The 19,964-nt window shown below is 72.0% G+C and carries 20 protein-coding genes; 13 read left to right on the top strand and 7 right to left on the bottom strand.

Annotated features, from left to right (window positions below):
* Positions 1-24: 24 nt before the first annotated feature.
* Both AB0C73_RS24705 and AB0C73_RS24700 read left to right on the top strand, forming a co-directional pair.
* Entirely contained in the window at positions 25-1,065 is a 1,041-nt protein-coding gene (locus AB0C73_RS24705) for a 3-isopropylmalate dehydrogenase (RefSeq protein WP_362533911.1), read from the top strand.
* A gap of 287 nt (positions 1,066-1,352) precedes the next feature.
* Positions 1,353-2,444, top strand: coding sequence for a branched-chain amino acid aminotransferase (locus AB0C73_RS24700; RefSeq protein ID WP_362533908.1), 1,092 nt, complete (start codon positions 1,353-1,355; stop codon positions 2,442-2,444).
* Between the two features lie 59 nt (positions 2,445-2,503).
* Here the strand turns inward: AB0C73_RS24700 and AB0C73_RS24695 are convergent, their stop codons facing one another.
* Positions 2,504-3,946 (bottom strand): cytosine permease, encoded by a 1,443-nt coding sequence (locus AB0C73_RS24695; protein WP_362533905.1) that lies wholly within the window; start codon positions 3,944-3,946, stop codon positions 2,504-2,506.
* Positions 3,947-4,110: 164 nt separating this feature from the next.
* On the opposite strand from AB0C73_RS24695, the gene ureA reads away from it, so the two are divergent.
* The 3 genes from ureA to AB0C73_RS24680 are packed head-to-tail and all read left to right on the top strand — an operon-like array spanning position 4,111 to position 7,590.
* Positions 4,111-4,881, top strand: a complete 771-nt coding sequence (ureA, locus tag AB0C73_RS24690; RefSeq protein ID WP_362533902.1) for an urease subunit gamma — start codon at positions 4,111-4,113, stop codon at positions 4,879-4,881.
* A complete protein-coding gene (locus AB0C73_RS24685; RefSeq protein WP_362533900.1) occupies positions 4,881-6,563 on the top strand; it encodes an urease subunit alpha in 1,683 nt (560 codons plus the stop codon). Before ureA ends, AB0C73_RS24685 begins: the two co-directional genes overlap by 1 nt.
* A gap of 10 nt (positions 6,564-6,573) precedes the next feature.
* On the top strand, positions 6,574-7,590 hold the full coding sequence (locus tag AB0C73_RS24680; protein WP_362533897.1) for an agmatine deiminase family protein: 1,017 nt from the start codon (positions 6,574-6,576) through the stop codon (positions 7,588-7,590).
* Positions 7,591-7,652: 62 nt separating this feature from the next.
* Here AB0C73_RS24680 and AB0C73_RS24675 read toward each other — a convergent pair whose 3' ends face one another.
* From AB0C73_RS24675 to AB0C73_RS24665, 3 genes are all read right to left on the bottom strand, one after another.
* Complete coding sequence (locus AB0C73_RS24675) at positions 7,653-7,880, bottom strand: hypothetical protein (protein ID WP_362533894.1); 228 nt, start codon at positions 7,878-7,880, stop codon at positions 7,653-7,655.
* Positions 7,881-7,906: 26 nt separating this feature from the next.
* The gene (locus tag AB0C73_RS24670; RefSeq protein ID WP_362533891.1) at positions 7,907-8,395 is read right to left on the bottom strand and encodes a hypothetical protein; all 489 of its coding nucleotides are present in this window, start codon (positions 8,393-8,395) and stop codon (positions 7,907-7,909) included.
* 123 nt (positions 8,396-8,518) lie between these two features.
* Complete coding sequence (locus AB0C73_RS24665) at positions 8,519-8,719, bottom strand: hypothetical protein (protein WP_362533889.1); 201 nt, start codon at positions 8,717-8,719, stop codon at positions 8,519-8,521.
* 324 nt (positions 8,720-9,043) lie between these two features.
* Here AB0C73_RS24665 and AB0C73_RS24660 point away from each other — a divergent pair, with 324 nt between their 5' ends.
* Positions 9,044-9,886 carry a helix-turn-helix domain-containing protein gene (locus AB0C73_RS24660; RefSeq protein ID WP_362533886.1) on the top strand — a complete coding sequence of 281 codons (843 nt, stop codon included), beginning with the start codon at positions 9,044-9,046 and terminating at the stop codon, positions 9,884-9,886.
* A 16-nt stretch (positions 9,887-9,902) separates the two neighbouring features.
* Entirely contained in the window at positions 9,903-10,460 is a 558-nt protein-coding gene (gene cyaB / locus AB0C73_RS24655; protein WP_362533883.1) for a class IV adenylate cyclase, read from the top strand.
* Positions 10,461-10,528: 68 nt separating this feature from the next.
* On the opposite strand, the gene AB0C73_RS24650 is transcribed toward cyaB, so the two are convergent.
* A complete protein-coding gene (locus AB0C73_RS24650; RefSeq protein ID WP_362533881.1) occupies positions 10,529-10,801 on the bottom strand; it encodes a hypothetical protein in 273 nt (90 codons plus the stop codon).
* 148 nt (positions 10,802-10,949) lie between these two features.
* On the opposite strand from AB0C73_RS24650, the gene AB0C73_RS24645 reads away from it, so the two are divergent.
* The 4 genes from AB0C73_RS24645 to AB0C73_RS24630 all read left to right on the top strand — a co-directional run bounded on the left by AB0C73_RS24645 (position 10,950) and on the right by AB0C73_RS24630 (position 16,188).
* Positions 10,950-11,489, top strand: coding sequence for a TetR/AcrR family transcriptional regulator (locus AB0C73_RS24645; RefSeq protein WP_362534028.1), 540 nt, complete (start codon positions 10,950-10,952; stop codon positions 11,487-11,489).
* Positions 11,490-11,570: 81 nt separating this feature from the next.
* The gene (locus tag AB0C73_RS24640) at positions 11,571-12,902 is read left to right on the top strand and encodes an MFS transporter (RefSeq protein WP_362533878.1); all 1,332 of its coding nucleotides are present in this window, start codon (positions 11,571-11,573) and stop codon (positions 12,900-12,902) included.
* 282 nt (positions 12,903-13,184) lie between these two features.
* On the top strand, positions 13,185-14,801 hold the full coding sequence (cimA, locus tag AB0C73_RS24635; protein WP_362533876.1) for a citramalate synthase: 1,617 nt from the start codon (positions 13,185-13,187) through the stop codon (positions 14,799-14,801).
* A gap of 43 nt (positions 14,802-14,844) precedes the next feature.
* Positions 14,845-16,188, top strand: a complete 1,344-nt coding sequence (locus tag AB0C73_RS24630; protein WP_362533873.1) for a hypothetical protein — start codon at positions 14,845-14,847, stop codon at positions 16,186-16,188.
* 33 nt (positions 16,189-16,221) lie between these two features.
* On the opposite strand, the gene dnaN is transcribed toward AB0C73_RS24630, so the two are convergent.
* On the bottom strand, positions 16,222-17,343 hold the full coding sequence (gene dnaN / locus AB0C73_RS24625) for a DNA polymerase III subunit beta (protein WP_362533870.1): 1,122 nt from the start codon (positions 17,341-17,343) through the stop codon (positions 16,222-16,224).
* A 115-nt stretch (positions 17,344-17,458) separates the two neighbouring features.
* Here dnaN and AB0C73_RS24620 point away from each other — a divergent pair, with 115 nt between their 5' ends.
* Together AB0C73_RS24620 and AB0C73_RS24615 are read left to right on the top strand one after the other, a co-directional pair.
* A complete protein-coding gene (locus AB0C73_RS24620; protein ID WP_362533868.1) occupies positions 17,459-18,619 on the top strand; it encodes a serine hydrolase domain-containing protein in 1,161 nt (386 codons plus the stop codon).
* Positions 18,616-18,999, top strand: coding sequence for a hypothetical protein (locus AB0C73_RS24615; protein ID WP_362533865.1), 384 nt, complete (start codon positions 18,616-18,618; stop codon positions 18,997-18,999). The genes AB0C73_RS24620 and AB0C73_RS24615 overlap by 4 nt, the downstream gene beginning before the upstream one ends.
* 125 nt (positions 19,000-19,124) lie before the next feature.
* Here the strand turns inward: AB0C73_RS24615 and AB0C73_RS24610 are convergent, their stop codons facing one another.
* Positions 19,125-19,739, bottom strand: coding sequence for a YceI family protein (locus AB0C73_RS24610; protein ID WP_362533864.1), 615 nt, complete (start codon positions 19,737-19,739; stop codon positions 19,125-19,127).
* Between the last annotated feature and the right edge of the window lie 225 nt (positions 19,740-19,964).

Here is a 19,964-nt window from a genome sequence, read left to right as displayed (position 1 = left end):
TGGGACGAGCAGTAGGGTGCCGACATGTCTCACAGCATCGATCTCGCAGTCATCCCCGGCGACGGCATCGGCCAGGAGGTCGTGGCCCAGGGCCTCAAGGTCCTCGCGGCCGTCCTTCCCCAGGATGTGAAGCTGGAGACGAAGGAGTACGACTTCGGCGCCAAGCGCTACCACGCCACCGGTGAGACCCTCACCGACGCCGACCTCGACGCCCTCAAGCAGCACGACGCGATCCTGCTCGGCGCGATCGGCGACCCGTCGGTCCCGTCCGGCGTCCTGGAGCGGGGCTTCCTGCTGAAGCTCCGCTTCGCCTTCGACCACCACGTCAACCTGCGTCCCTCGAAGCTGCTCCCCGGCGTCGCGACCCCGCTCGCCGGCCAGCCCGAGATCGACTTCGTCGTCGTCCGCGAGGGCACCGAGGGCCCGTACACCGGCAACGGCGGCACCATCCGCAAGGGCACCGAGCACGAGGTCGCCACCGAGGTCTCCGTCAACACCGCCTTCGGTGTCGAGCGCGTGGTCCGGGACGCCTTCGCCCGCGCCCAGGCCCGCCCCCGCAAGAAGCTGACGCTGGTCCACAAGAACAACGTGCTGACCTTCGCGGGCCACCTGTGGACGAACATCTTCAACAAGGTCGCGGCCGAGTTCCCCGAGGTCACGACGGACTACCTGCACGTCGACGCGGCCACGATCTTCCTGGTCACCGACCCGGGCCGGTTCGACGTCATCGTCACCGACAACCTCTTCGGCGACATCATCACCGACCTCGCCGCGGCCGTCTCCGGCGGCATCGGCGTGGCCGCCTCGGGCAACATCAACCCGAGCGGCGCGTTCCCGTCCATGTTCGAGCCGGTCCACGGCTCCGCGCCGGACATCGCGGGCCAGGGCAAGGCCGACCCGACGGCCACCGTCCTCTCCGTCGCCCTGCTGCTGCGCCACCTCGGCCACGAGACCGAGGCCGCCCGGATCGAGGAGGCCGTCGCGGCCGACCTCACCGAGCGCGGCAACGCCGTCCGCTCCACGGACGAGATCGGCGACGCGCTCGCCGCGCGAGTAGCGAGCTGACCCGCCGCTGAACTCCCACCAGCCGCCGGGTCACCCTCAGGGCCTCGCACCCGGCGGCTGTACCTGTGCGGCCGTCCGGTGCCACCATCGAATCCTTGGACCGCGCGCACGTCTACACGCGTCTACGCGTACCCGCACGTTTCGTGCCGCGGCCCCACGCGCGATAATCGGACGTGGGGCCGCGGCATGTGGGAAAGCTCGGACGTCCGAGGACACGTCCCAGCATCAGCAGCACGTGCGGCGTGAGCGCGGTCCGACCCATCACAACCGGTGAAGGACAAGCACTCATGACGACGCCCACGATCGAGCTCAAGCCCTCCTCCAGCCCGCTGTCCGACGCGGAGCGCGAGGCGATCCTGGCCAACCCGGGATTCGGCCGGCACTTCACCGACCACATGGTCACCGTCCGCTGGACCGAGGGCCGCGGTTGGCACGACGGCCAGCTCGTGCCGTACGGCCCGCTCTCCCTCGACCCGGCGACCAACGTCCTGCACTACGCCCAGGAGATCTTCGAGGGCTTGAAGGCCTACCGCCGCCCCGACGGCTCCGTCGCCACCTTCCGCCCCGACGCCAACGGGCGCCGCTTCCAGCGCTCCGCGCACCGGCTCGGCATGCCCGAGCTGCCGGTCGAGACCTTCATCGAGGCCTGCGACGTGCTGGTCCGCCAGGACCAGGCCTGGGTCCCGGCGCACGGTGGCGAGGAGTCCCTCTACCTGCGTCCGTTCATGATCGCGACCGAGGTCGGTCTGGGTGTCCGCCCGGCCAACGAGTACCTGTTCGTCGTCATCGCCTCCCCGGCCGGCGCGTACTTCCCCGGTGGCGTCAAGCCCGTCTCCATCTGGGCCTCCGAGGACCGCGTCCGCGCCGTCCCGGGCGGCATGGGCGACGCCAAGACCGGCGGCAACTACGCGGCCTCCCTGCTCGCGCAGGCCGAGGCGGCGGAGAAGGGCTGCGACCAGGTCTGCTACCTCGACGCGGTCGAGCACAAGTGGGTCGAGGAACTCGGCGGCATGAACCTGTACTTCGTGTACGGCAACAAGATCGTCACCCCGACCCTCACCGGCTCCATCCTCGAGGGCATCACCCGCGACTCCCTCCTCAAGCTCGCCGCCGAGCTCGGCTACGAGGTCGAGGAGGCCCGTGTCTCCATCGACCAGTGGCAGGCCGACACCGCGAACGGCACCCTCACCGAGGTCTTCGCCTGCGGCACCGCCGCCGTCATCACCCCGGTCGGCACGGTCAAGTCCGCCCGGGGCGAGTGGCAGCAGTCCGGCGGGCAGCCGGGCGAGGTCACGATGAAGCTGCGCGAGGCGCTGCTCGCCATCCAGACCGGCAAGGCCGAGGACGTCAACGGCTGGATGCACGAGCTGGGCAAGTAGGCCCCCGGACTCAGGGGTTACGGCCCAGGGGTTACGGCTCCGGGGTCACGGCTCCGGGGTTACGGCTCCGAGTCCACCAGGGCGCCCGGGACGGTCACCGTCCCGGGCGTTTCCGCGTGCTGAGCGCGCTGCCCCGGCGTCAGTACGGCGTACAGCGCACCGCCCACGATCCCGGACAGCACGAAGCTGCAGTCGATCCCGCCCGTCAGGGCGAGCAGCGGCCCCTCGTAGAGCGGCGTCGACACCGCGGCCAGGCCGACCGCCGCGCCGACCGCCCAGGAGACGGTGGCGCGCGGGTGCCAGCCCGCCGTGAACCAGTAGATCCCGCCGCGCGAGCGGTTGTTGAAGACCTGGAGCGCCTCCGGGTCGTACGTACCGCCGCAGCGCGCGTGCCCGATCAGGGTGATCACCGCCCACGGGGTCCCGATCGCGGTGAGCAGCAGCACGAACGAGGTCATCGCCGTCTGGGCGTCCGAGGCGAAGTGGCCGAGGAAGACGAAGGCCGTCGACACGGCCGCGACCACGAGGGTGGCACGCGCGCGCGTGGCCCGCGGCAGGATCGCGTCGAGGTCGAGGCCCATCGAGTACAGCATCAGCCCGGCGTTTCCGACGGAGCCGGCCGTGGCGGCGACGAGCAGGGGCACGAGGTACCAGGCGGGGGACGCGTCGACGAGCGGCCCGGCGTAGTCCAGGCCGCCGCGTGCCGCGAGGGCGGTGAAGGTGCCGAAGAGCTGCGGGACGAGCAGGCCCATGGTCAGGCCGAGGCAGGTGGCCCGCCACACGGTCCGCGTGCTGTGCCGCTCGGGGGAGATGTACCGGGTGTAGTCGCCGAGCAGGGTGATGAAGGCGACCGGCCCGCTGAGCCCCGCGGCGACGGCCGAGAGCAGCCAGGTCGGCCAGAACGAGCCGAGGAGATACGGGGTGTCCGGCACGGCCGCGGTGGTGAAGTCCCCGGCGTACGCGACGAGGCCGACGGCGAGCAGCACCGTCATGCCGACCGCGAGCGCCTTGCTCAGCCGCAGCAGCAGCCGGTAGCCGTACACCGCGCCGACCACCGTGCAGGCGGCGAGGAACGCGTAGACGAGGGCGTGGGCGGTGCCGCCGGTCGGCAGACCGACCAGGCGCTCCAGGGTGCCGACCATCACGTCGCCGCCGATCCACAGGGTCAGCGCGGTGTAGCCGAGCGAGAGCAGCAGCCCGACCACCGAGCCGACGAGCCGGCCGCGGACGCCGAAGAAGGCGCCGGAGGAGGTGGAGAGGTTGGTCGCGGTACGGAGGGACACGAGCGCCAGCGGGGCGGTGACGGCCACGCCGACGAGGGTGCCGGCGACGACGGAGGTGACCGAGGCCCACCAGCCGAGTCCGAACGAGACCGGCAGCCAGCCGAAGACGATCACGCCGAGACAGAGGTTGGAGCCGAGCAGGATCGAGACGAGGTCACGGGGGCCGCTGGTGCGTTCGGCCTCGGGGATGGTGTCGACTCCGCGCTGTTCTATCGCCATGGGAACTCCCTGGGGGACAAGGGGAGGGATGTTTAGAGCGACGCTCAATGTCAGCCAATGTGACTCATCGCGGAGAGCCGCGTCAATGCTTGGAAGATGTCTCGCGAACATTTAGAGTGTCGCTCAAAGTTCTTGGATCGGCTCGATCAGGAGGTGTACGGGACGTGCGACTGACCCCCACGGAACGCGACCGGCTGCTGCTCTTCGGCGCCGCCGAGCTCGCCCGCGCCCGCCGGGCCCGCGGGCTGCGGCTCAATGTCCCCGAGGCGACCGCGCTCGTCGCGGACACCGTCTGCGAGGCGGCCCGCGACGGCAGGCGGCTCGCCGAGGCGATCGAGGCGGCCCGCTCCGTGCTCGGCCCCGAGGACGTGCTGCCCGGCGTCGCCGACGTGGTCACGGAGGTGCACGTCGAGGCCGTCTTCGACGACGGCTCCCGGCTCGCCGTGGTCACCGACCCCATCGGCGGGGGCTCGCTCGGACCGGCCGCGCCCGGCGCGCTGCTGCCGGGCCCCGCGTACGAGGAGAGCGAGACGGAGACGGAGAGCGAGGCCGGAACCGGGTCCGGGGCCGGGTCATCCGGGTCATCCGGGTCCGGGGCCGGGTCCGGGACCGCCCCGGCCGTCACGCTCACCGTCCGCAACACGGCCGCCGTCCCGGTCAGCGTCACCTCCCACTTCCACTTCTTCGAGGCCAACCCGCGCCTCGACTTCGACCGTGCCGCCGCCTACGGCATGCGCCTGGCCATCCCGGCCGGCGCCTCCTTCCGCTTCGACCCGGGCGGCCAGGCCGAGGTCGGGCTGGTCCCGATCGGCGGCGCCCGCGTCGCCATCGGCTTCGCCGGCCTGGTCGACGGCCCGCTGGACGCGCCCGGCGCGAAGGAAGAGGCCCTCCGCAGGGCGGCGGCCTGCGGCTACCTGGGAAGCGAGGACGTCTGATGGACCCCTACGAGTACGCCTCCGTGCACGGACCGCGCGCCGGTGACCGGGTGGTCCTGGGCGACTCCGGTCTCGTCGTACGCGTCGAGTCCGACTCCCAGAAGCCGGGCGACGAGTTCCTGGCCGGCTTCGGCAAGACCGCCCGCGACGGACTCCACCTCAAGGCCGCCGCCGTCCGCGACACCTGCGACGTCGTGATCAGCAACGTGCTGCTCATCGACGCCGTGCAGGGCATCCGCAAGACCTCGATCGGCATCCGCGAGGGCCGCGTCCACGCCATCGGGCGGGCCGGCAACCCCGACACCCTCGACGGCGTGGACGTCGTCGTCGGCACCGGCACCTCGATCGTCTCCGGCGAGGGCCTGATCGCCACCGCCGGCGCCGTCGACACCCACGTCCACCTGCTCTCGCCCCGGATCATGGAGGCGTCCCTGGCGAGCGGCGTCACCACGGTCATCGGCCAGGAGTTCGGCCCGGTGTGGGGCGTCGGCGTCAACTCGCCGTGGGCCCTGCGCCACGCCTTCGACGCCTTCGACGCCTGGCCCGTCAACATCGGCTTCCTGGCCCGCGGTTCGTCCTCCGACCCGGCCCCGCTGGTCGAGGCGCTCGCGGAGGGCGGCGCGTCCGGCTTCAAGGTGCACGAGGACATGGGCGCCCACACCCGTGCGCTCGACACCGCGCTGCGGGTCGCCGAGGAGCACGACGTCCAGGTCGCCCTGCACAGCGACGGCCTCAACGAGTGCCTGTCGGTCGAGGACACCCTGAAGGTCCTCGACGGGCGCACCATCCACGCCTTCCACATCGAGGGCTGCGGCGGCGGACACGTACCCAACGTGCTGAAGATGGCGGGCGTGCCGAACGTCATCGGCTCCTCCACCAACCCCACGCTTCCCTTCGGACGCGATGCCGTCGCCGAGCACTACGGCATGATCGTGTCCGTCCACGACCTGAAGACCGACCTGCCCGGCGACGCCGCCATGGCGCGCGACCGGATCAGGGCCGGGACGATGGGCGCCGAGGACGTCCTGCACGACCTCGGCGCGATCGGCATCACGTCCTCGGACGCGCAGGGCATGGGAAGGGCCGGCGAGACCGTACGCCGGACCTTCGCCATGGCCGGGAAGATGAAGGCCGAGCTCGGCCCCCTGGAGGGCGACGGCGCGCACGACGACAACGCGCGCGTGCTCCGTTACCTCGCCAAGCTCACCATCAATCCGGCCATCGCCCACGGCCTCGCGCACGAGATCGGCTCGATCGAGACCGGAAAGCTCGCCGACATCGTGCTGTGGCGGCCCGAGTTCTTCGGCGCCAAGCCGCAGCTGGTGCTGAAGTCCGGCTTCCCCGCGTACGGGGTCACGGGCGACCCGAACGCCGCCACCGACACCTGCGAACCGCTCGTCCTCGGCCCGCAGTTCGGCGCGCACGGCGCGACCGCCGCCGACCTCTCGGTCGCCTTCGTCGCGCAGGCCGCCGTCGACCTCGGTGCCGACGCGATGCCGACCCGGCGTCGCCGCGTCGCCGTGCGCGGCACCCGCGGCATCGGCCCGGCCGACCTGCGGCTCAACTCCCGCACCGGCGACGTCCAGGTCGACGGGCACACGGGCCTCGTCTCGCTCGACGGCGCGCCGATCCGCTCGGAGGCGGCCGAGTCCGTCTCGCTCAACCGCCTCTACTTCCTCTAGGACCTGACTCATGATGTTTCGCATGCCCGCCGAGTGGACGCCGCACGAGCGCACCTGGATGGCCTGGCCGAGCCCCAACCCGACCTTCACGAACGCCGAGGAACTGGCCGAGGCCCGTACCGCCTGGGCCACCGTGGCCCGCGCCGTCCGCCGCTTCGAGCCGGTGACGATGGTCGTCGCGCCCGGCGACGCCGAGTCGGCCGCGGCGCTCCTCGGCCCCGGGATCGACCTGGTCGAGCGTGAGCTGGACGACGCCTGGATGCGGGACATCGGCCCGACCTTCGTCACGAACGGCACCGAACTCGCGGCCGTGGACTGGGTGTTCAACGGCTGGGGCGCCCAGGACTGGGCCCGCTGGGAGCACGACTCCAAGATCGCCCGCCATGTCGCGGACGTGGCCGGTGTGCCGGTGGTGGGCAGCCCGCTGGTGAACGAGGGCGGCGCGATCCACGTCGACGGCGAGGGCACCGTCCTGCTCACCGACACCGTCCAGCTCGGCGCGGGCCGCAACCCGGAGTGGACGCGCGAGCAGGTCGAGCGGGAGATCCACGCCAGACTCGGCACCACCAAGGCGATCTGGCTCCCGCACGGCCTGGCCGGCGACTACGGCCGCTACGGCACCCAGGGCCACGTCGACATCGTCGCCGCCTTCGCCCGCCCCGGCACCGTCCTCGTCCACAGCCAGCAGAACCCCCAGCACCCCGACCACGAGCGCTCCCGCCTCTACGTCGATCTCCTCCGCGACCAGACCGACGCCCAGGGCCGCCCCCTGGAGGTCATCGAGGTCCCGGCCCCCACCGTCCTCAAGGACGAGGACGGCGACTGGGTCGACTACTCGTACATCAACCACTACCTCTGCAACGGCGGCGTGGTGCTGTGCGCGTTCGACGACCCCCACGACGAGCTCGCCGCGGACATCTTCCGCCGCCTCTTCCCGGAGCGCGAGGTGGTCCTGGCCGACGCCCGCCCGATCTTCGCGGCCGGCGGCGGAATCCACTGCATCACGCAGCAGCAGCCGGCGGTGTGAGCGGGGTACCCCGCGACAGTCCCGGCCGGCCACGCAGGACGTGACCGGCTGGGACCGGGTTCTCAAGCAGAGGTGACGGGCTCGCTGGTGCCCTCGCCGGTGCAGGCGAGGCACGGCTCGCTGTACAACACGTGGCGGTCGGCGTCGACCAGGACGACGCGTCGGGCGCCCTTGCAGCTGCGGCAGCGGTTGAGGCCACGGCGGGTCCCGAGGAATCGACCGCCCCGGCGCAGCTCAGCAAGGTGGGCAAGGAGGCTGCCCGTGTTGTCGTTCTGCCACGAGGTGCTCACGGTCGGTCAGCCTAGCGCTGTGCAGGTCAGTTCGGGTGGGCGTCGCTGCAGTTGGCCTCGCAGTTCGCGTCCCCGCAGCTGGTGTGTTCGCACGTGGCGGCGACGGTCACGCTCCCGTTCGACGGGCCGAGCCACAGTGCGCGGTCGACCTCGTATCCGGCCTCGGCGATCCGGGCCTGGGTGTGCTCCAGGGCCGTGAGGCCATGGCGGGCCGGGTCCGGGCGCTCGGGCACGTGGTGCACGAAGCGGCCGAGCCGCCTGCACAGCGTCTGGTAGACGCGGGTGTGCAGGATCAGCGCGTGCCAGCCCTCGTCGACGACCCTGGAGGGCCTCATGCCTCCCGGGAACATGGCCGCGGCAGCGACGAACTTCAGGGCCTCCTCGACGATCCGCCCGGCATCCGGCTCGGCCATGTCCTTGTTGTTGTCGAGGACGGTGGCGGCGACACCGTCGAACTCCTCCTGAGTGAGGAGGGATGCGGCGTCTCGAACCGCGGGCTGGGTGGTGGTACTCATGGTGGTGCCTCCCGTTCTGGTGGATGGTGGGCGCGCCCCGGTCGGGTTCCTGGCGAGGCATGCGGCCGGGGCGGTCTTGAACCTGCCGTGAACGGATCCGTCGTCACGTCCACGAGCAGGAGCTCATCGGCCCGCGCGACGACGGCGGGCCATGTCCTGGTACTGGGCGATCGTGACGAGCAGGTCGCCGGTCGGGGACGCCAGCTCCTGCCTGTGGTCCGCACAGGCGTACACATCGCGTCCGTCCTCTACAGCGACGACCACGACGGGCGCGCCGTTGGGGCTGGTCGTCTTGCGGCAGCGGGCACAGCGGCGGTCACGCACGTGGGCTCTCCTTCGGCTTCGGCCGGTGGCAGAGGCAGGCGCAGTGTCGGGCGGGAAACACCAGGTCGCCGTACGTCGGGGTGCGGACCTCGCCGGTCCTGCAGGCGAAGTGCACGTCGAACCGGCACTCCGGGAGGACGTCGGCGGCCGGCCTGGCCGGGGCACTCACTGGGCGCCGCCCCGCGGGCCGGACTCAATGTGCAGGGTCTCGCGCTGAGGTGTCATGCCGCAAGGATCATGTGACGGAGGGTACTGGCTCGATCCCAGACCGGTAATCTCATGGTGAGATGGATTTCGATCCCATGATGAATGAGGAGGCGTCACATGGCTCTCGGGCCCATCGAGTTAGAGGCGTGGTCATGGGAGCGGGCGGAGGTCCGGCAAGCCCTTCGTGCGCGGAACATCGGCGCGGTCTTCCGGTACGTACAGCAGTACAGCGGCGCCAGCCAGGCCCGGATCGCCACCGCCGTCGAACTCTCGCAGGGACGCGTCAACGAGATCATCAACGGCAGGCGGGAGGTCAAGGACCTGGAGGTCTACGAGCGGATCGCCGACGGACTGCGGATGCCCGACGACGCCCGCCACCTCCTCGGCCTCGCCGCCGGCAGGGAGAAGCGAGCCGGTGGCGTCGCGTTCGACCTCGCCGCCTTCCCCGAGGTCGTCCGCGTCTACTCCTCTCAGGCCGCCGCGCGCGACGAGATCCGCCAGCACGCCGCGGCGGCCGAGGAGCTCGACGTCCTGGCCGTTCGCGGCCTGGGGCTGATCGGCCTCAACGACAGCCTTCTCCGGGAGTACTGCCTGCCTCGTGACCAAGGCGGCCGCGGCCTGCGCGTCCGGGTGCTGCTCCTCGACCCCGAGTCGCCGGTCACCGTCCGCCGTGCAGCTGAGATCGGCGAGTCCGCCGAATCCCTCGCCGGCGGGATCCGGCTGGCCGAGGCACGGCTGCGCGAACTCTCGGGTGACGTACAGGTCTACCGGTACCGGCAGCTACCCACTTGGCGGATCATCCGCGTGGGCAGCACCATGTTCCTCGGCGCCTTCGACCCGGGCTGGGAAGGGCACGAGTCGGCGACGTACAAGGTGATGGAGACACCGCACGGGCCGCTGTTCCGCGGCTTCCGGCGGATGTTCGAGGCGCTCCTCGACGGTGCGGAGCGGACCGTATGAGGGAAGGGGGAAGCCGGTGATCGAGGCGGAGCTCAAGGCCCGCGTGCACACACCGGAGGAGGTCCTGCGGCGACTCGACGAGCGAGGTGAGGGTGTCCCGGAGGTCTACCAGGACACGTACTACGACACCCCGGATGGCAACCTCGAAGCGCGCGGCGCCGAGCTGCGCATCCGCACCGTCCACGGGCCCACCGACACGCGCACAGTCCTGACGTACAAAGGCGCCGCAGTCGATGAGGCGTCGGGCTCGAAGCCGGAGGCGGAGACACGCGTGGAGGATGTCGAAGCGGCTCACTCGATCGTGCGCGGCCTCGGCCATGTCCCCACGATCGCCTTCGAGAAGCGGTGCCGCAACTACGTCTTCAAGGCCCGAGGGCGGAAGATGCTCGCGACCTTGGTGCGGGTCCCCGAGATCGACGGCACCTTCCTCGAAGTGGAGACGCTGGTCGCTGACGATCAGGTCCAGGAGGCTCTGGCAGACGTTCGCGCGGTCCTGGCCGAGCTCGGCATCGGAGAGGACGACCTGACGCGCGAGCTCTACACCGACGCCGTGCGGGTGCGTCGGCAGTCGTAGCTCCGGGGCCACCCCCCCCAGTGCGCGAGGGTCGCCCCCCTCCGCCCGCACCCGGTCGGGGACCCCCGTCAGGGCGTGCTCGAAGGGGTCCCTCCGGGCGCGTCCGGGTGGGCCGCGAGGTACTCGTTGATGGCCTCCCGGGTGATCAGGTGGCGCTCCTTCTGGTCCAGACCGTCGCAGGCCGCCCTGAACGCGGCGTTGTCGACCTCGGCGGTCTTGGCGAACACCTTCGCCGTCTCCGCCTTGCAGGCCGCCCTGTCGTCCTCGGCCGATCCGCACGCCGTGGCGGCGAGCAGCAGCCCTGCCGTGAGAGCCGTGGCCGTGATGGTGCGCGTACGCATGATCCCCCCTGGATCCTGGGCGACGGCGGGACTCTTCCGCCGCATCGGGTAGAACGTACGGGTGAGTCAGAGCGACAACCCACCCACCCCCCACCCCCGCCGCCGCAACCAGGCCGCACCGCCCCGTGAGGACGTGCTCGCCGCCGCCATGGACACCATCGCCGCGCGCGGGCTCGACGGGCTGACCATGGCCGGGCTCGGGCGGCAGGTCGGGATGAGCAGTGGGCATCTGCTCTACTACTTCGGCACCAAGGACGAGCTGCTGCTGCGCACCCTGGAGTGGAGCGAGGGCCGGCTCGGCGCCGAGCGGAGCGCGCTGCTCGCCCGGCCCGGGACGGCCCGGGAGCGGCTCGAAGGGTACGTCGAGGTGTACGTGCCGGACGGGCCGCGCGACCCGCACTGGACGCTGTGGCTGGAGGTCTGGAACCGCTCGCAGAACGCCGACGACGACGCCCGCGCCCGGCAGGCCACCATCGAGGGCGCCTGGCACCGCGACCTGGTCGCGATCCTCGCCGAGGGCGTCTCGCGCGGCGAGTTCCGGCCCGTCGACCCGGACCGCTTCGCGCACCGGATGCGTGCCCTGCTCGACGGGTTCAGCGTGCATGTCGCGGTCGGCATCCCCGGCACCGGGCGGGCTCAAGTCCTCGACCATGTACGGGAGTTCATCGCCGAAACGCTGCTCGCGTGACCGTTAGGCACGCAAGTACTCCCGATCGTTGCCCCGCGCTCCCTTGTTGGCGCCCCGCCGCCTCCGGCACGGTTCCTGCCCATGGGACGAGAGCACTGGAAGAAGATCTGGGTCGGGTCGGCCGGCAACATGGTCGAGTGGTTCGACTGGTTCGTGTACGCGAGCTTCGCGACCTACTTCGCGGGGGCGTTCTTCCCCGAGGGGAACGACACCGCCAAACTCATGAACACGGCCGGCATCTTCGCCGTCGGCTTCTTCATGCGCCCGGTCGGCGGCTGGCTGCTCGGCCGGGTCGGTGACCGCAAGGGCCGCAAGGCGGCCCTCACCCTCACCGTCAGCCTGATGTCCGCCTCCGCGGTCCTCATCGCCGTCGCCCCCACCTACGCCGTCGCGGGCTACGGCGGCGCCGCCGTGCTGCTGGTCGCCCGGCTCCTCCAGGGCCTGTCCGTCGGCGGCGAGTACGCCGCCAGCGCCACCTACCTCACCGAGGCCTCCGCGCCGCGGCACCGCGGCTTCGCCTCCAGCTTCCAGTACGTGTCGATGACGGCCGGTCAGATCATCGGCCTTGGCCTGCAGATCATCCTCCAGCGCGCCCTGTCCGACGGCGCCCTGCACAGCTGGGGCTGGCGCATCCCGTTCGTCGTCGGAGCCCTCGGCGCGGCCGTCGTCTTCTACCTGCGGCGGAGCATGCTGGAGACCGAGGTGTACGAGGAGACCACCGGGTCCGGCGTCGGCCAGGAGCAGCGCGGCACCCTCAAGGCCCTGTGGGCGCACAAGCGCGAGGCCTTCCTCGTCGTCGCGCTCACCATGGGCGGCACGGTGGCCTACTACACGTACACCACCTACCTCACCAAGTACCTCTCCAACTCCGCCGGACTGCCCAAGCAGACCGCGACCCTGGTCTCCTTCTGCGCGCTGATCGTCTTCGCCTGCCTCCAGCCCCTGGCCGGCCGGCTCTCCGACCGGATCGGGCGCCGCCCGCTGCTCATCACCTTCGCGGTCGGCTCCACCCTGCTCACCGTGCCGATCATGGCGATGCTGAAGCACGCCGGCTCCTTCTGGCCCGCCCTCGGGCTCTCCCTGCTCGCCCTGGTCGTCGTCACCGGCTACACCTCGATCAACGCCTGCGTGAAGGCCGAGCTCTTCCCGACCGGCGTACGCGCCCTCGGCGTCGCCCTGCCGTACGCCATCGCCAACGCTCTGTTCGGCGGCACCGCCGAATACGTGGCCCTCTGGTTCAAGGACGCGGGCGTCGAGTCCGGCTTCTCCTGGTACGTGGCGGGCTGCGCGGCCGTCTCCCTGGTCGTGTACGTCACGATGCGCGAGACCCGTGACATCGACCTGGCGCAGGTGCGGGGCCGGGCGGCCGCGGCCCTGCCCGGTCAGAAACGAGATCAACTGCCCGTATCGTGAGACCGGCGTCCCGCTGATCCCCCACCTGTGTCAGACTTCCGGCGTGCTCGCTACCACCATGATTATCGGCAGCAGCGCGCCGGTCCGCAGTGGCCGCTGAAGCGCGGAACGATCCCCGCGGCAGTGGACACCGTGCCCCAGACCCGCGCGCAGACCTCTCGCACCCGCGAGAGGTTTTTTCGTTTTCCGGCCCCACCCGAGCCGGAAACGGACGGCGCGTGAGAATGGGGGCAAGTGGATCCATACCTTCCGGAGCCACATCCGACAGGAGTCATCAGAGCCATGACCACGGAGAACGCCGAGGGCTCGCGCCTCGACGACAGTTTCCACGTCTTCGACACCACGCTGCGCGACGGCGCCCAGCGCGAGGGCATCAACCTCACCGTCGCGGACAAGCTGACCATCGCGCGGCACCTCGACGACTTCGGGGTCGGCTTCATCGAGGGCGGCTGGCCCGGCGCCAACCCGCGTGACACCGAGTTCTTCGCCCGCGCCCGGCAGGAGATCGCGTTCAGGAACGCCCAGCTCGTCGCCTTCGGCGCCACCCGCCGGGCCGGCGGAACCGCCGCCGACGACCCGCAGGTCAAGGCCCTGCTCGACTCCGGCGCCCCGGTGATCACCCTGGTCGCCAAGTCCCACGACCGGCATGTCGAGCTCGCCCTGCGCACCACCCTCGACGAGAACCTGGAGATGGTCCGCGACACCGTCTCCCACCTGCGCGCCCAGGGCCGCCGGGTCTTCGTGGACTGCGAGCACTTCTTCGACGGCTACAAGGCCAACCCCGACTACGCCAAGGCCGTGGTCCGCACCGCTCACGAGGCCGGCGCCGACGTCGTCGTCCTCTGCGACACCAACGGCGGCATGCTGCCCGCCCAGGTGCAGGCCGTGGTCGCCACCGTCATCGCCGACACCGGCGCCCGCCTCGGCATCCACGCCCAGGACGACACCGGCTGCGCCGTCGCCAACACCCTCGCCGCCGTCGACGCCGGTGCCACCCATGTCCAGTGCACCGCCAACGGCTACGGCGAGCGGGTCGGCAACGCCAACCTCTTCCCGGTCGTCGCGGCCCTGGAGCTCAAGTACGGCAAGAAGGTCCTCCCCGAGGGCGCGCTCGCCGAGATGACCCGGATCTCGCACGCCATCGCCGAGGTCGTCAACCTCACCCCCTCCACCCACCAGCCCTACGTCGGCGTCTCCGCCTTCGCGCACAAGGCCGGCCTGCACGCCTCCGCCATCAAGGTCGACCCCGACCTCTACCAGCACATCGATCCCGAGCTGGTCGGCAACACCATGCGGATGCTGGTCTCCGACATGGCCGGGCGCGCCTCCATCGAGCTCAAGGGCAAGGAGCTCGGCATCGACCTGGGCGGCGACCGCGCCCTGGTCGCCCGGGTCGTCGAGCGGGTCAAGGAGCGCGAGCTCAGGGGCTACACCTACGAGGCCGCCGACGCCTCCTTCGAGCTGCTGCTGCGCGAGGAGGCGGAGGGCAGGGCCCGCCGCTACTTCCGTACGGAGTCCTGGCGCGCGATCGTCGAGGACCGCCCCGACGGCACCCACGCCAACGAGGCCACCGTGAAGCTGTGGGCCAAGGGCGAGCGGATCGTCGCCACGGCCGAGGGCAACGGCCCGGTCAACGCCCTCGACCGGGCCATGCGGGTCGCCCTGGAGCGGATCTACCCGCAGCTCGCCAAGTTCGAGCTGATCGACTACAAGGTCCGCATCCTGGAGGGCCGCCACGGCACCGAGTCCACCACCCGCGTCCTGATCACCACCAGCGACGGCAACGGCGAGTGGGCCACGGTCGGCGTCGGCGAGAACGTCATCGCGGCCTCCTGGCAGGCCCTGGAGGACGCCTTCACGTACGGGCTGCTCAGAGCGGGGATCGACCCGGCGGAATAGTCCCTCGATGTTCGGTTTGGCCTGGTTCGGGTAGCGTCGAATCATGAGGACCAGGGCGATAACCGTAGGGTCGGCCCTCGGCGGGCTGATACTGCTCCTGCTCATGGTCCTGGCGCCCGTCGCGAGCGCCAGGGCCACGGGCGTACCCGACGTGGCCGCCGCCCTCAAGCAGGGCCCGGTGTACGTCGACCCGGGCGCCGCCGACCAGCTCTCCACGGCCGACGCGAGCGCCCTCGCGACGAAGATCAAGGACGCCGACAAACCGCTCTTCGTGGCGGTGCTGCCCGCGAACGCGCAGTTCCCGCCCGAGAACCTGCTGCGCAATGTGCGCACCCAGACCGGGATCACCGGGCTGTACGCGATACGCCTCGGCGACGGCTTCGACGCGGGCGCCGACCGCTCCGTGATGTCCAACGCGGCCGTCGACAACCTCGTCACCTCCGTGAAGCAGCCCGGCGTGGACGCCGCGACCGAGCTGAACAACTTCGTCGACCAGGCCCTGCCCACCATGCGCGGCTCCGCGCCGGCCTCCTGGGGCACGGCGTCCGGTGACTCCGGGGTGCCGGTGGCCGGTCTGGTCACCCTCGGCGCGGTCGTGGTGGCCGGCGGCGCCGGCGCCTACGCCGTGGTCCGGCGCAACCGGCTCCGCAAGGAGGCCGAGGAGCGCGCCGCCCTCGACCGGCTGCGGGTCGTCGTGGACGAGGACATCACCGCCTTCGGCGAGGAGCTGGAGCGGCTCGACTTCCACCCGGCCGAGGCCGGCGCCGACGACGCCATGCGCGGCGACTACGAACGGGCCCTGGACTCCTACGACACCGCGAAGTCCAGGATGGGCGCGGTGACCCGGCCGCACGAGGTGCGCGAGGTCACCCAGGCCCTGGAGGACGGGCGCTTCTCGCTCGCCGTCCTCGCCGCCCGCCGCGAGCACCGCCCGCTGCCCGAGCGGCGCCCGCCCTGCTTCTTCGACCCGCGGCACGGCCCGTCCGTCACCGACCGCAGCTGGATCCCGGCCGGCGGCGCGGCACGCGAGGTCCCGGTCTGCGCCGCCGACGCGGCCCGCCTGGACGACGGGCAGGACCCGCAGGCCCGCACGGTCGACACCGACGGCGGCCGCCGCCCCTACTGGGAGGCGGGACCGGCGTACGGGCCGTGGGCCGGCGGCTACTTCGGCGGCGGCATCCTGCCCGGCCTCCTCGTCGGCACCATGCTCGGCTCGATGCTCTCCACCCCCGCCTACGCCTCCGAGTACGGCGGCGGGGACTTCCAGGACTTCCAGGGCGGCGACTTCTCCGGCGCCGACTTCAACCCCGGTGACTTCGGCGGTGGCGATTTCGGCGGCGGTGACTTCGGCGGAGGCGGCGGCTTCGACGGCGGAGGCGGCTTCTAGGCCGCGCCCCTGCGCCAAGCCCTGAGGCCTGTCCTAGACCAGCGGCTTCACCGACATCAGCAGATGGCGGTGGGTGCCCTCGCCGCCGTCCGTGGCGTCCGTGATCAGCGCCCGCTGGCCCGGGCCGAGCAGGCGCACACTGAGCCGCGGCGCGTCGAAGGAGCCGAGCGCGTCGAGCAGATAGCCCGGATTGAAGGCCACGGTCATGGTCTCGGCGCCGGTCAGGGCGGCGGGCAGGCGCTGCGAGGCCACATCGTCCTCGTACCCCGCCTGGAGGTGGACGGTCGACCCGTCGAACGCCAGCTGTACGGGGCTGTCGCCCTCGGCGACCACCGCGACCCGCTTCACGGCCTCCACCAGCGGGGCCCGCTCGGTGACCGCCACCGCGTGCTCCCCGAGCGCGAAGAGCTTGTCGTGCCGGGGGAGCTTGCCGTCGAGCAGCCGGGTGGTGGTGCGCATGCCGCCGCTCTCGAAGCCGAGCGAGCCGCCGTCCAGGGCGAGCCGGACCGTCCCCGCGCCCGCGAACGAGCGCGCGACCTCGGTGAGCCGGCGGGCCGGCACCACCACGTCCAGGGCCTCGCCGGCCCCGGAGGCGTCCGCCGCCGGCTTCCACTCCAGGGTGCGCACCGCGTACCGGTAGCGGTCGGTCGCGGCCAGCGTCATCGTCGTGCCGTCCAGGCCGAGCCGTATGCCGGTGAGGACCGGCAGCGCGTCGTCCCGGCCGGCCGCCACCGCCACATGCCCGACGGCCGCCGCGAACGCCGCCGCGTCGACCTCGCCGCGCCGCGCGGGCAGGGCCGGCCGGTCCGGGTAGTCGTCCAGAGGCAGCAGCGAGAGCCCGAAGCGGGCGTCGCCCGCGGTCACCGAGAGCCGGGCCCCGTCGACCGCGCACTCCACCGGCCCCTGCGGCAGCACCTTGCAGATGTCGAGAAGGCGCCGCCCGAGCACCAGGGCCCGGCCCTCCGCGAGCACGTCGGCCTCGGCCTCGATCCGGGCCGAGGCCTCGTAGTCCAGACCGGAGACGGAGAGCCGGCCGTCCGCCGCCGCCTCCAGGAGCAGGCCGCCGAGGACGGGTACGGGCGAGCGGGCGGGCAGCACGCGGGCGGCCCAGGCCACGGCCTCGGTCAACACCCCGCTGTCGATACGGAATTCCATGCCGCCGACGCTAGCGGCCGCCACTGACAGTCGCGCCGCGCGGAACGGGAATGCACGGGCGCCCTTGATCGTTCGGCTGTCCGGGACATCCGTGCACGCAGGGGGAGGGACGGTCATGACGCAGGTCCACGGCACCGTGGCGAAGGGATTCGAGTCCGTACGGGAGGAGTTCGCCACGGTCGCGGCCGAGGAGGCCCGGGACGGCGGCGCCCAGCTCGCGGTCTACCACCACGGCGAGCTCGTGGCCGACCTGTGGGGCGGCGAGGGTGTCGACGGTGACTCGCTCCTCGCGCTCTACTCCTCCGCCAAGGGGGTCGTCGCCCTGGTCGCGGCCCTCCTCGTGCAGGACGGCGCGCTGGACCTGGACCGCGAAGTGCGTTCCTACTGGCCCGAGTTCGCCGCTGAGGGCAAGGGCGCCGTCACCGTGCGGGAACTGCTCGCCCACCGGGCCGGGGCCCTCGGCGTGGACGGCGGACTCAGCCTCGCCGAGCTCACCGACGACCGCCTCGTCGCCGCCCGGATCGCCGCCCACCGCCCGTACTGGCAGCCCGGCACCGGCCACGGCTACCACGCGCTCAGCTTCGGCGCCCTGGTCGGCGAGGTGGTGCTGCGCGCCACCGGCCGGCCGGTGCAGGAGCACTACGCGGAGCGGGTCCGGATCCCGTACGGCGCCGACTACCATCTGGGCCTCCCCGAGGAACTGGAGGCCCGCTTCCGCCCGGCCCTGCCGATGCTGCCCACCCCCGCCCAGGAGGCCTTCCAGGCCGAGCATCCGGTCGCGCCGGACAGCCTGCTCGCCGTCGCCTTCGACCAGCACGCCGAGCCGCCCTTCGACATCGTGGCCTTCGGCAACTCCCGTGCCGTGCACGCCGCGTGCCCGCTCTCCGGCGGCGGCGTCGGTACGGCGCGCGGCCTCGCCCGGGTGTACGCGGCGGTCGCGGGCGAACTCGACGGCCGGGCCCCGCTGCTCAAGCCGGAGACGCTGGCCGAGTTCTCCCGGACGCACTCCTCCGGCACGGATCTGGTCACCGGCGAGTCAAACGCCTTCGGCCTCGGCTTCGTCCCGCTCGCCACCCGCTACCCGTCGCTCGGCCCGACCGCCGTCGGCCACAGCGGCGCCCCCGGCTCCCAGTCCCTCGCCGACCCCTCCCGCGCCCTCTCCTACAGCTACACCCGCCGCCGCTTCGGCTTCCTGGCCGGCCCCGGCGCCGCGGAGAACGCCCGCCTGATCCGCGCGGTCACGTCCGCCGCGGACCGCCTGGACGGCCACGCATGACCGAGCTCCTGTTCTTCGTCCCGCTCGCGGTGCTCGTCGGCCTGCTGGTCCGGGCCGGGCAGCGCCGGCGGGCCGCCGCGCTCGCCGACGGGGGTACGGCAGCGGTGCCCGTGATGTTCAGGCAGGGCTCCCGCTGGCGGGCGGGGCGCCTGGTGATCGGCGCGGAGCCGCTGGTCTGGCGCCCCTTCGCGCGCGCCGGGGAGGTCGTCCTTCCGGCCGAGCTGCGGGTCGCCGGCACCCGCCCGCCCACCGTGCGCGAGGCGGTGCGGCTCAACCCGAGGCTCCGGATCGTGGCCTGTGAGTCGGCCGGCGGCCCGGTCCTCCTCGCGGTGCTGCCGGAGGAGCTGGAGCGGGTGCTCGGCGCCCTGGAGCGCGGCTGACACGACGCCCCTGGTGATCCACGACGGAAACACCGCCGCCCGGCAGCCTTCGGGGCTGCCGGGTTCGGGGTGGCTCGTCGCCGCGGGGCCGGGGTGCGGCCCCGGCCGGGGGAGGGGGAGGGGGATCAGGCGGCGTTCTTGATGGCGGAGATGTCGAAGTTCAGCTTGACCTTGTCGGAGACCATGACGCCACCGGTCTCCAGGGCCGCGTTCCAGGTCAGGCCCCAGTCGGAGCGCAGGATCTCGGCCGAGCCCTCGAAGCCGACGCGCTCGTTGCCGTAGGGGTCGGTGGCGGTGCCGTTGAACTCCAGGTCGATGGCGAGCGGCTTGGTGACGTCCTTGATCGTCAGGTCGCCCTTGATCCGGTACTTCTCGCCGCCCAGGTGCGCGGCCTCGGTGGAGCGGAAGGTCATCAGCGGGAAGGTCTCGGCGTCGAAGAAGTCACCGCTGCGCAGGTGGCCGTCGCGGTCCGCGATGCCGGTGTCGATCGAGGCGATCTTGACGTCGATGGAGGCGCTGGAGGCGGCCGGGTCCGAACCGTTCAGCTTCAGCGAGCCCTCGTGCTCACCGAAGGAGCCGCGGACGTTGGTGACCATCGCGTGGCGGACCGTGAAGCCGATGCTGCTGTGGGCCGCGTCGATGGTGTAGTCGCCGGTCAGGGCGGCCAGGGCCGGGTCCACCGGGAGGGTGGCGGTGGCGACGGCGGACTCGTTGTTGTTCTTGCGGCTGAAGAGACCCATGACGTGCTCCTTGGGGGACGGTGCGCAGGGGGAGGGTGTGCGCTTTGTTGAACCTTCAACGAGAACGACCATAGACCTATTCCGTTCAACTTTCAACATCTAGGGAAGATGTTCTCCCCGCACTGGCGGACGCGCGGGGAGCTGCGGCATCATGCGGAAGCGCCGATCATGACCAGTGTGGAAACCCGACAATCACCAGGGGTGTCTGGCTGTTGACTCGGACGG

The organism is Streptomyces sp. NPDC048623 (assembly GCF_040650755.1).
In the GTDB taxonomy this organism is placed as follows: Bacteria; Actinomycetota; Actinomycetes; order Streptomycetales; family Streptomycetaceae; genus Streptomyces.
This window is presented reverse-complemented; position numbering and strand designations above follow the sequence as displayed.

Excerpts from the sequence above, each read along its gene's own strand:
- AB0C73_RS24685 (WP_362533900.1), top strand. The coding sequence starts at position 4,881 with ATGGACCCCTACGAGTACGCCTCCGTGCACGGACCGCGCGCCGGTGAC.
- AB0C73_RS24640 (WP_362533878.1), top strand. The coding sequence starts at position 11,571 with ATGGGACGAGAGCACTGGAAGAAGATCTGGGTCGGGTCGGCCGGCAAC.
- AB0C73_RS24700 (WP_362533908.1), top strand. The coding sequence starts at position 1,353 with ATGACGACGCCCACGATCGAGCTCAAGCCCTCCTCCAGCCCGCTGTCC.
- AB0C73_RS24615 (WP_362533865.1), top strand. The coding sequence starts at position 18,616 with ATGACCGAGCTCCTGTTCTTCGTCCCGCTCGCGGTGCTCGTCGGCCTG.
- AB0C73_RS24620 (WP_362533868.1), top strand. The coding sequence starts at position 17,459 with ATGACGCAGGTCCACGGCACCGTGGCGAAGGGATTCGAGTCCGTACGG.
- dnaN (WP_362533870.1), bottom strand. The coding sequence starts at position 17,343 with ATGGAATTCCGTATCGACAGCGGGGTGTTGACCGAGGCCGTGGCCTGG.
- AB0C73_RS24650 (WP_362533881.1), bottom strand. The coding sequence starts at position 10,801 with ATGCGTACGCGCACCATCACGGCCACGGCTCTCACGGCAGGGCTGCTG.
- AB0C73_RS24695 (WP_362533905.1), bottom strand. The coding sequence starts at position 3,946 with ATGGCGATAGAACAGCGCGGAGTCGACACCATCCCCGAGGCCGAACGC.
- AB0C73_RS24660 (WP_362533886.1), top strand. The coding sequence starts at position 9,044 with ATGGCTCTCGGGCCCATCGAGTTAGAGGCGTGGTCATGGGAGCGGGCG.
- AB0C73_RS24645 (WP_362534028.1), top strand. The coding sequence starts at position 10,950 with ATGGACACCATCGCCGCGCGCGGGCTCGACGGGCTGACCATGGCCGGG.
- AB0C73_RS24670 (WP_362533891.1), bottom strand. The coding sequence starts at position 8,395 with ATGAGTACCACCACCCAGCCCGCGGTTCGAGACGCCGCATCCCTCCTC.
- AB0C73_RS24610 (WP_362533864.1), bottom strand. The coding sequence starts at position 19,739 with ATGGGTCTCTTCAGCCGCAAGAACAACAACGAGTCCGCCGTCGCCACC.
- cimA (WP_362533876.1), top strand. The coding sequence starts at position 13,185 with ATGACCACGGAGAACGCCGAGGGCTCGCGCCTCGACGACAGTTTCCAC.
- AB0C73_RS24680 (WP_362533897.1), top strand. The coding sequence starts at position 6,574 with ATGATGTTTCGCATGCCCGCCGAGTGGACGCCGCACGAGCGCACCTGG.
- AB0C73_RS24705 (WP_362533911.1), top strand. The coding sequence starts at position 25 with ATGTCTCACAGCATCGATCTCGCAGTCATCCCCGGCGACGGCATCGGC.
- AB0C73_RS24630 (WP_362533873.1), top strand. The coding sequence starts at position 14,845 with ATGAGGACCAGGGCGATAACCGTAGGGTCGGCCCTCGGCGGGCTGATA.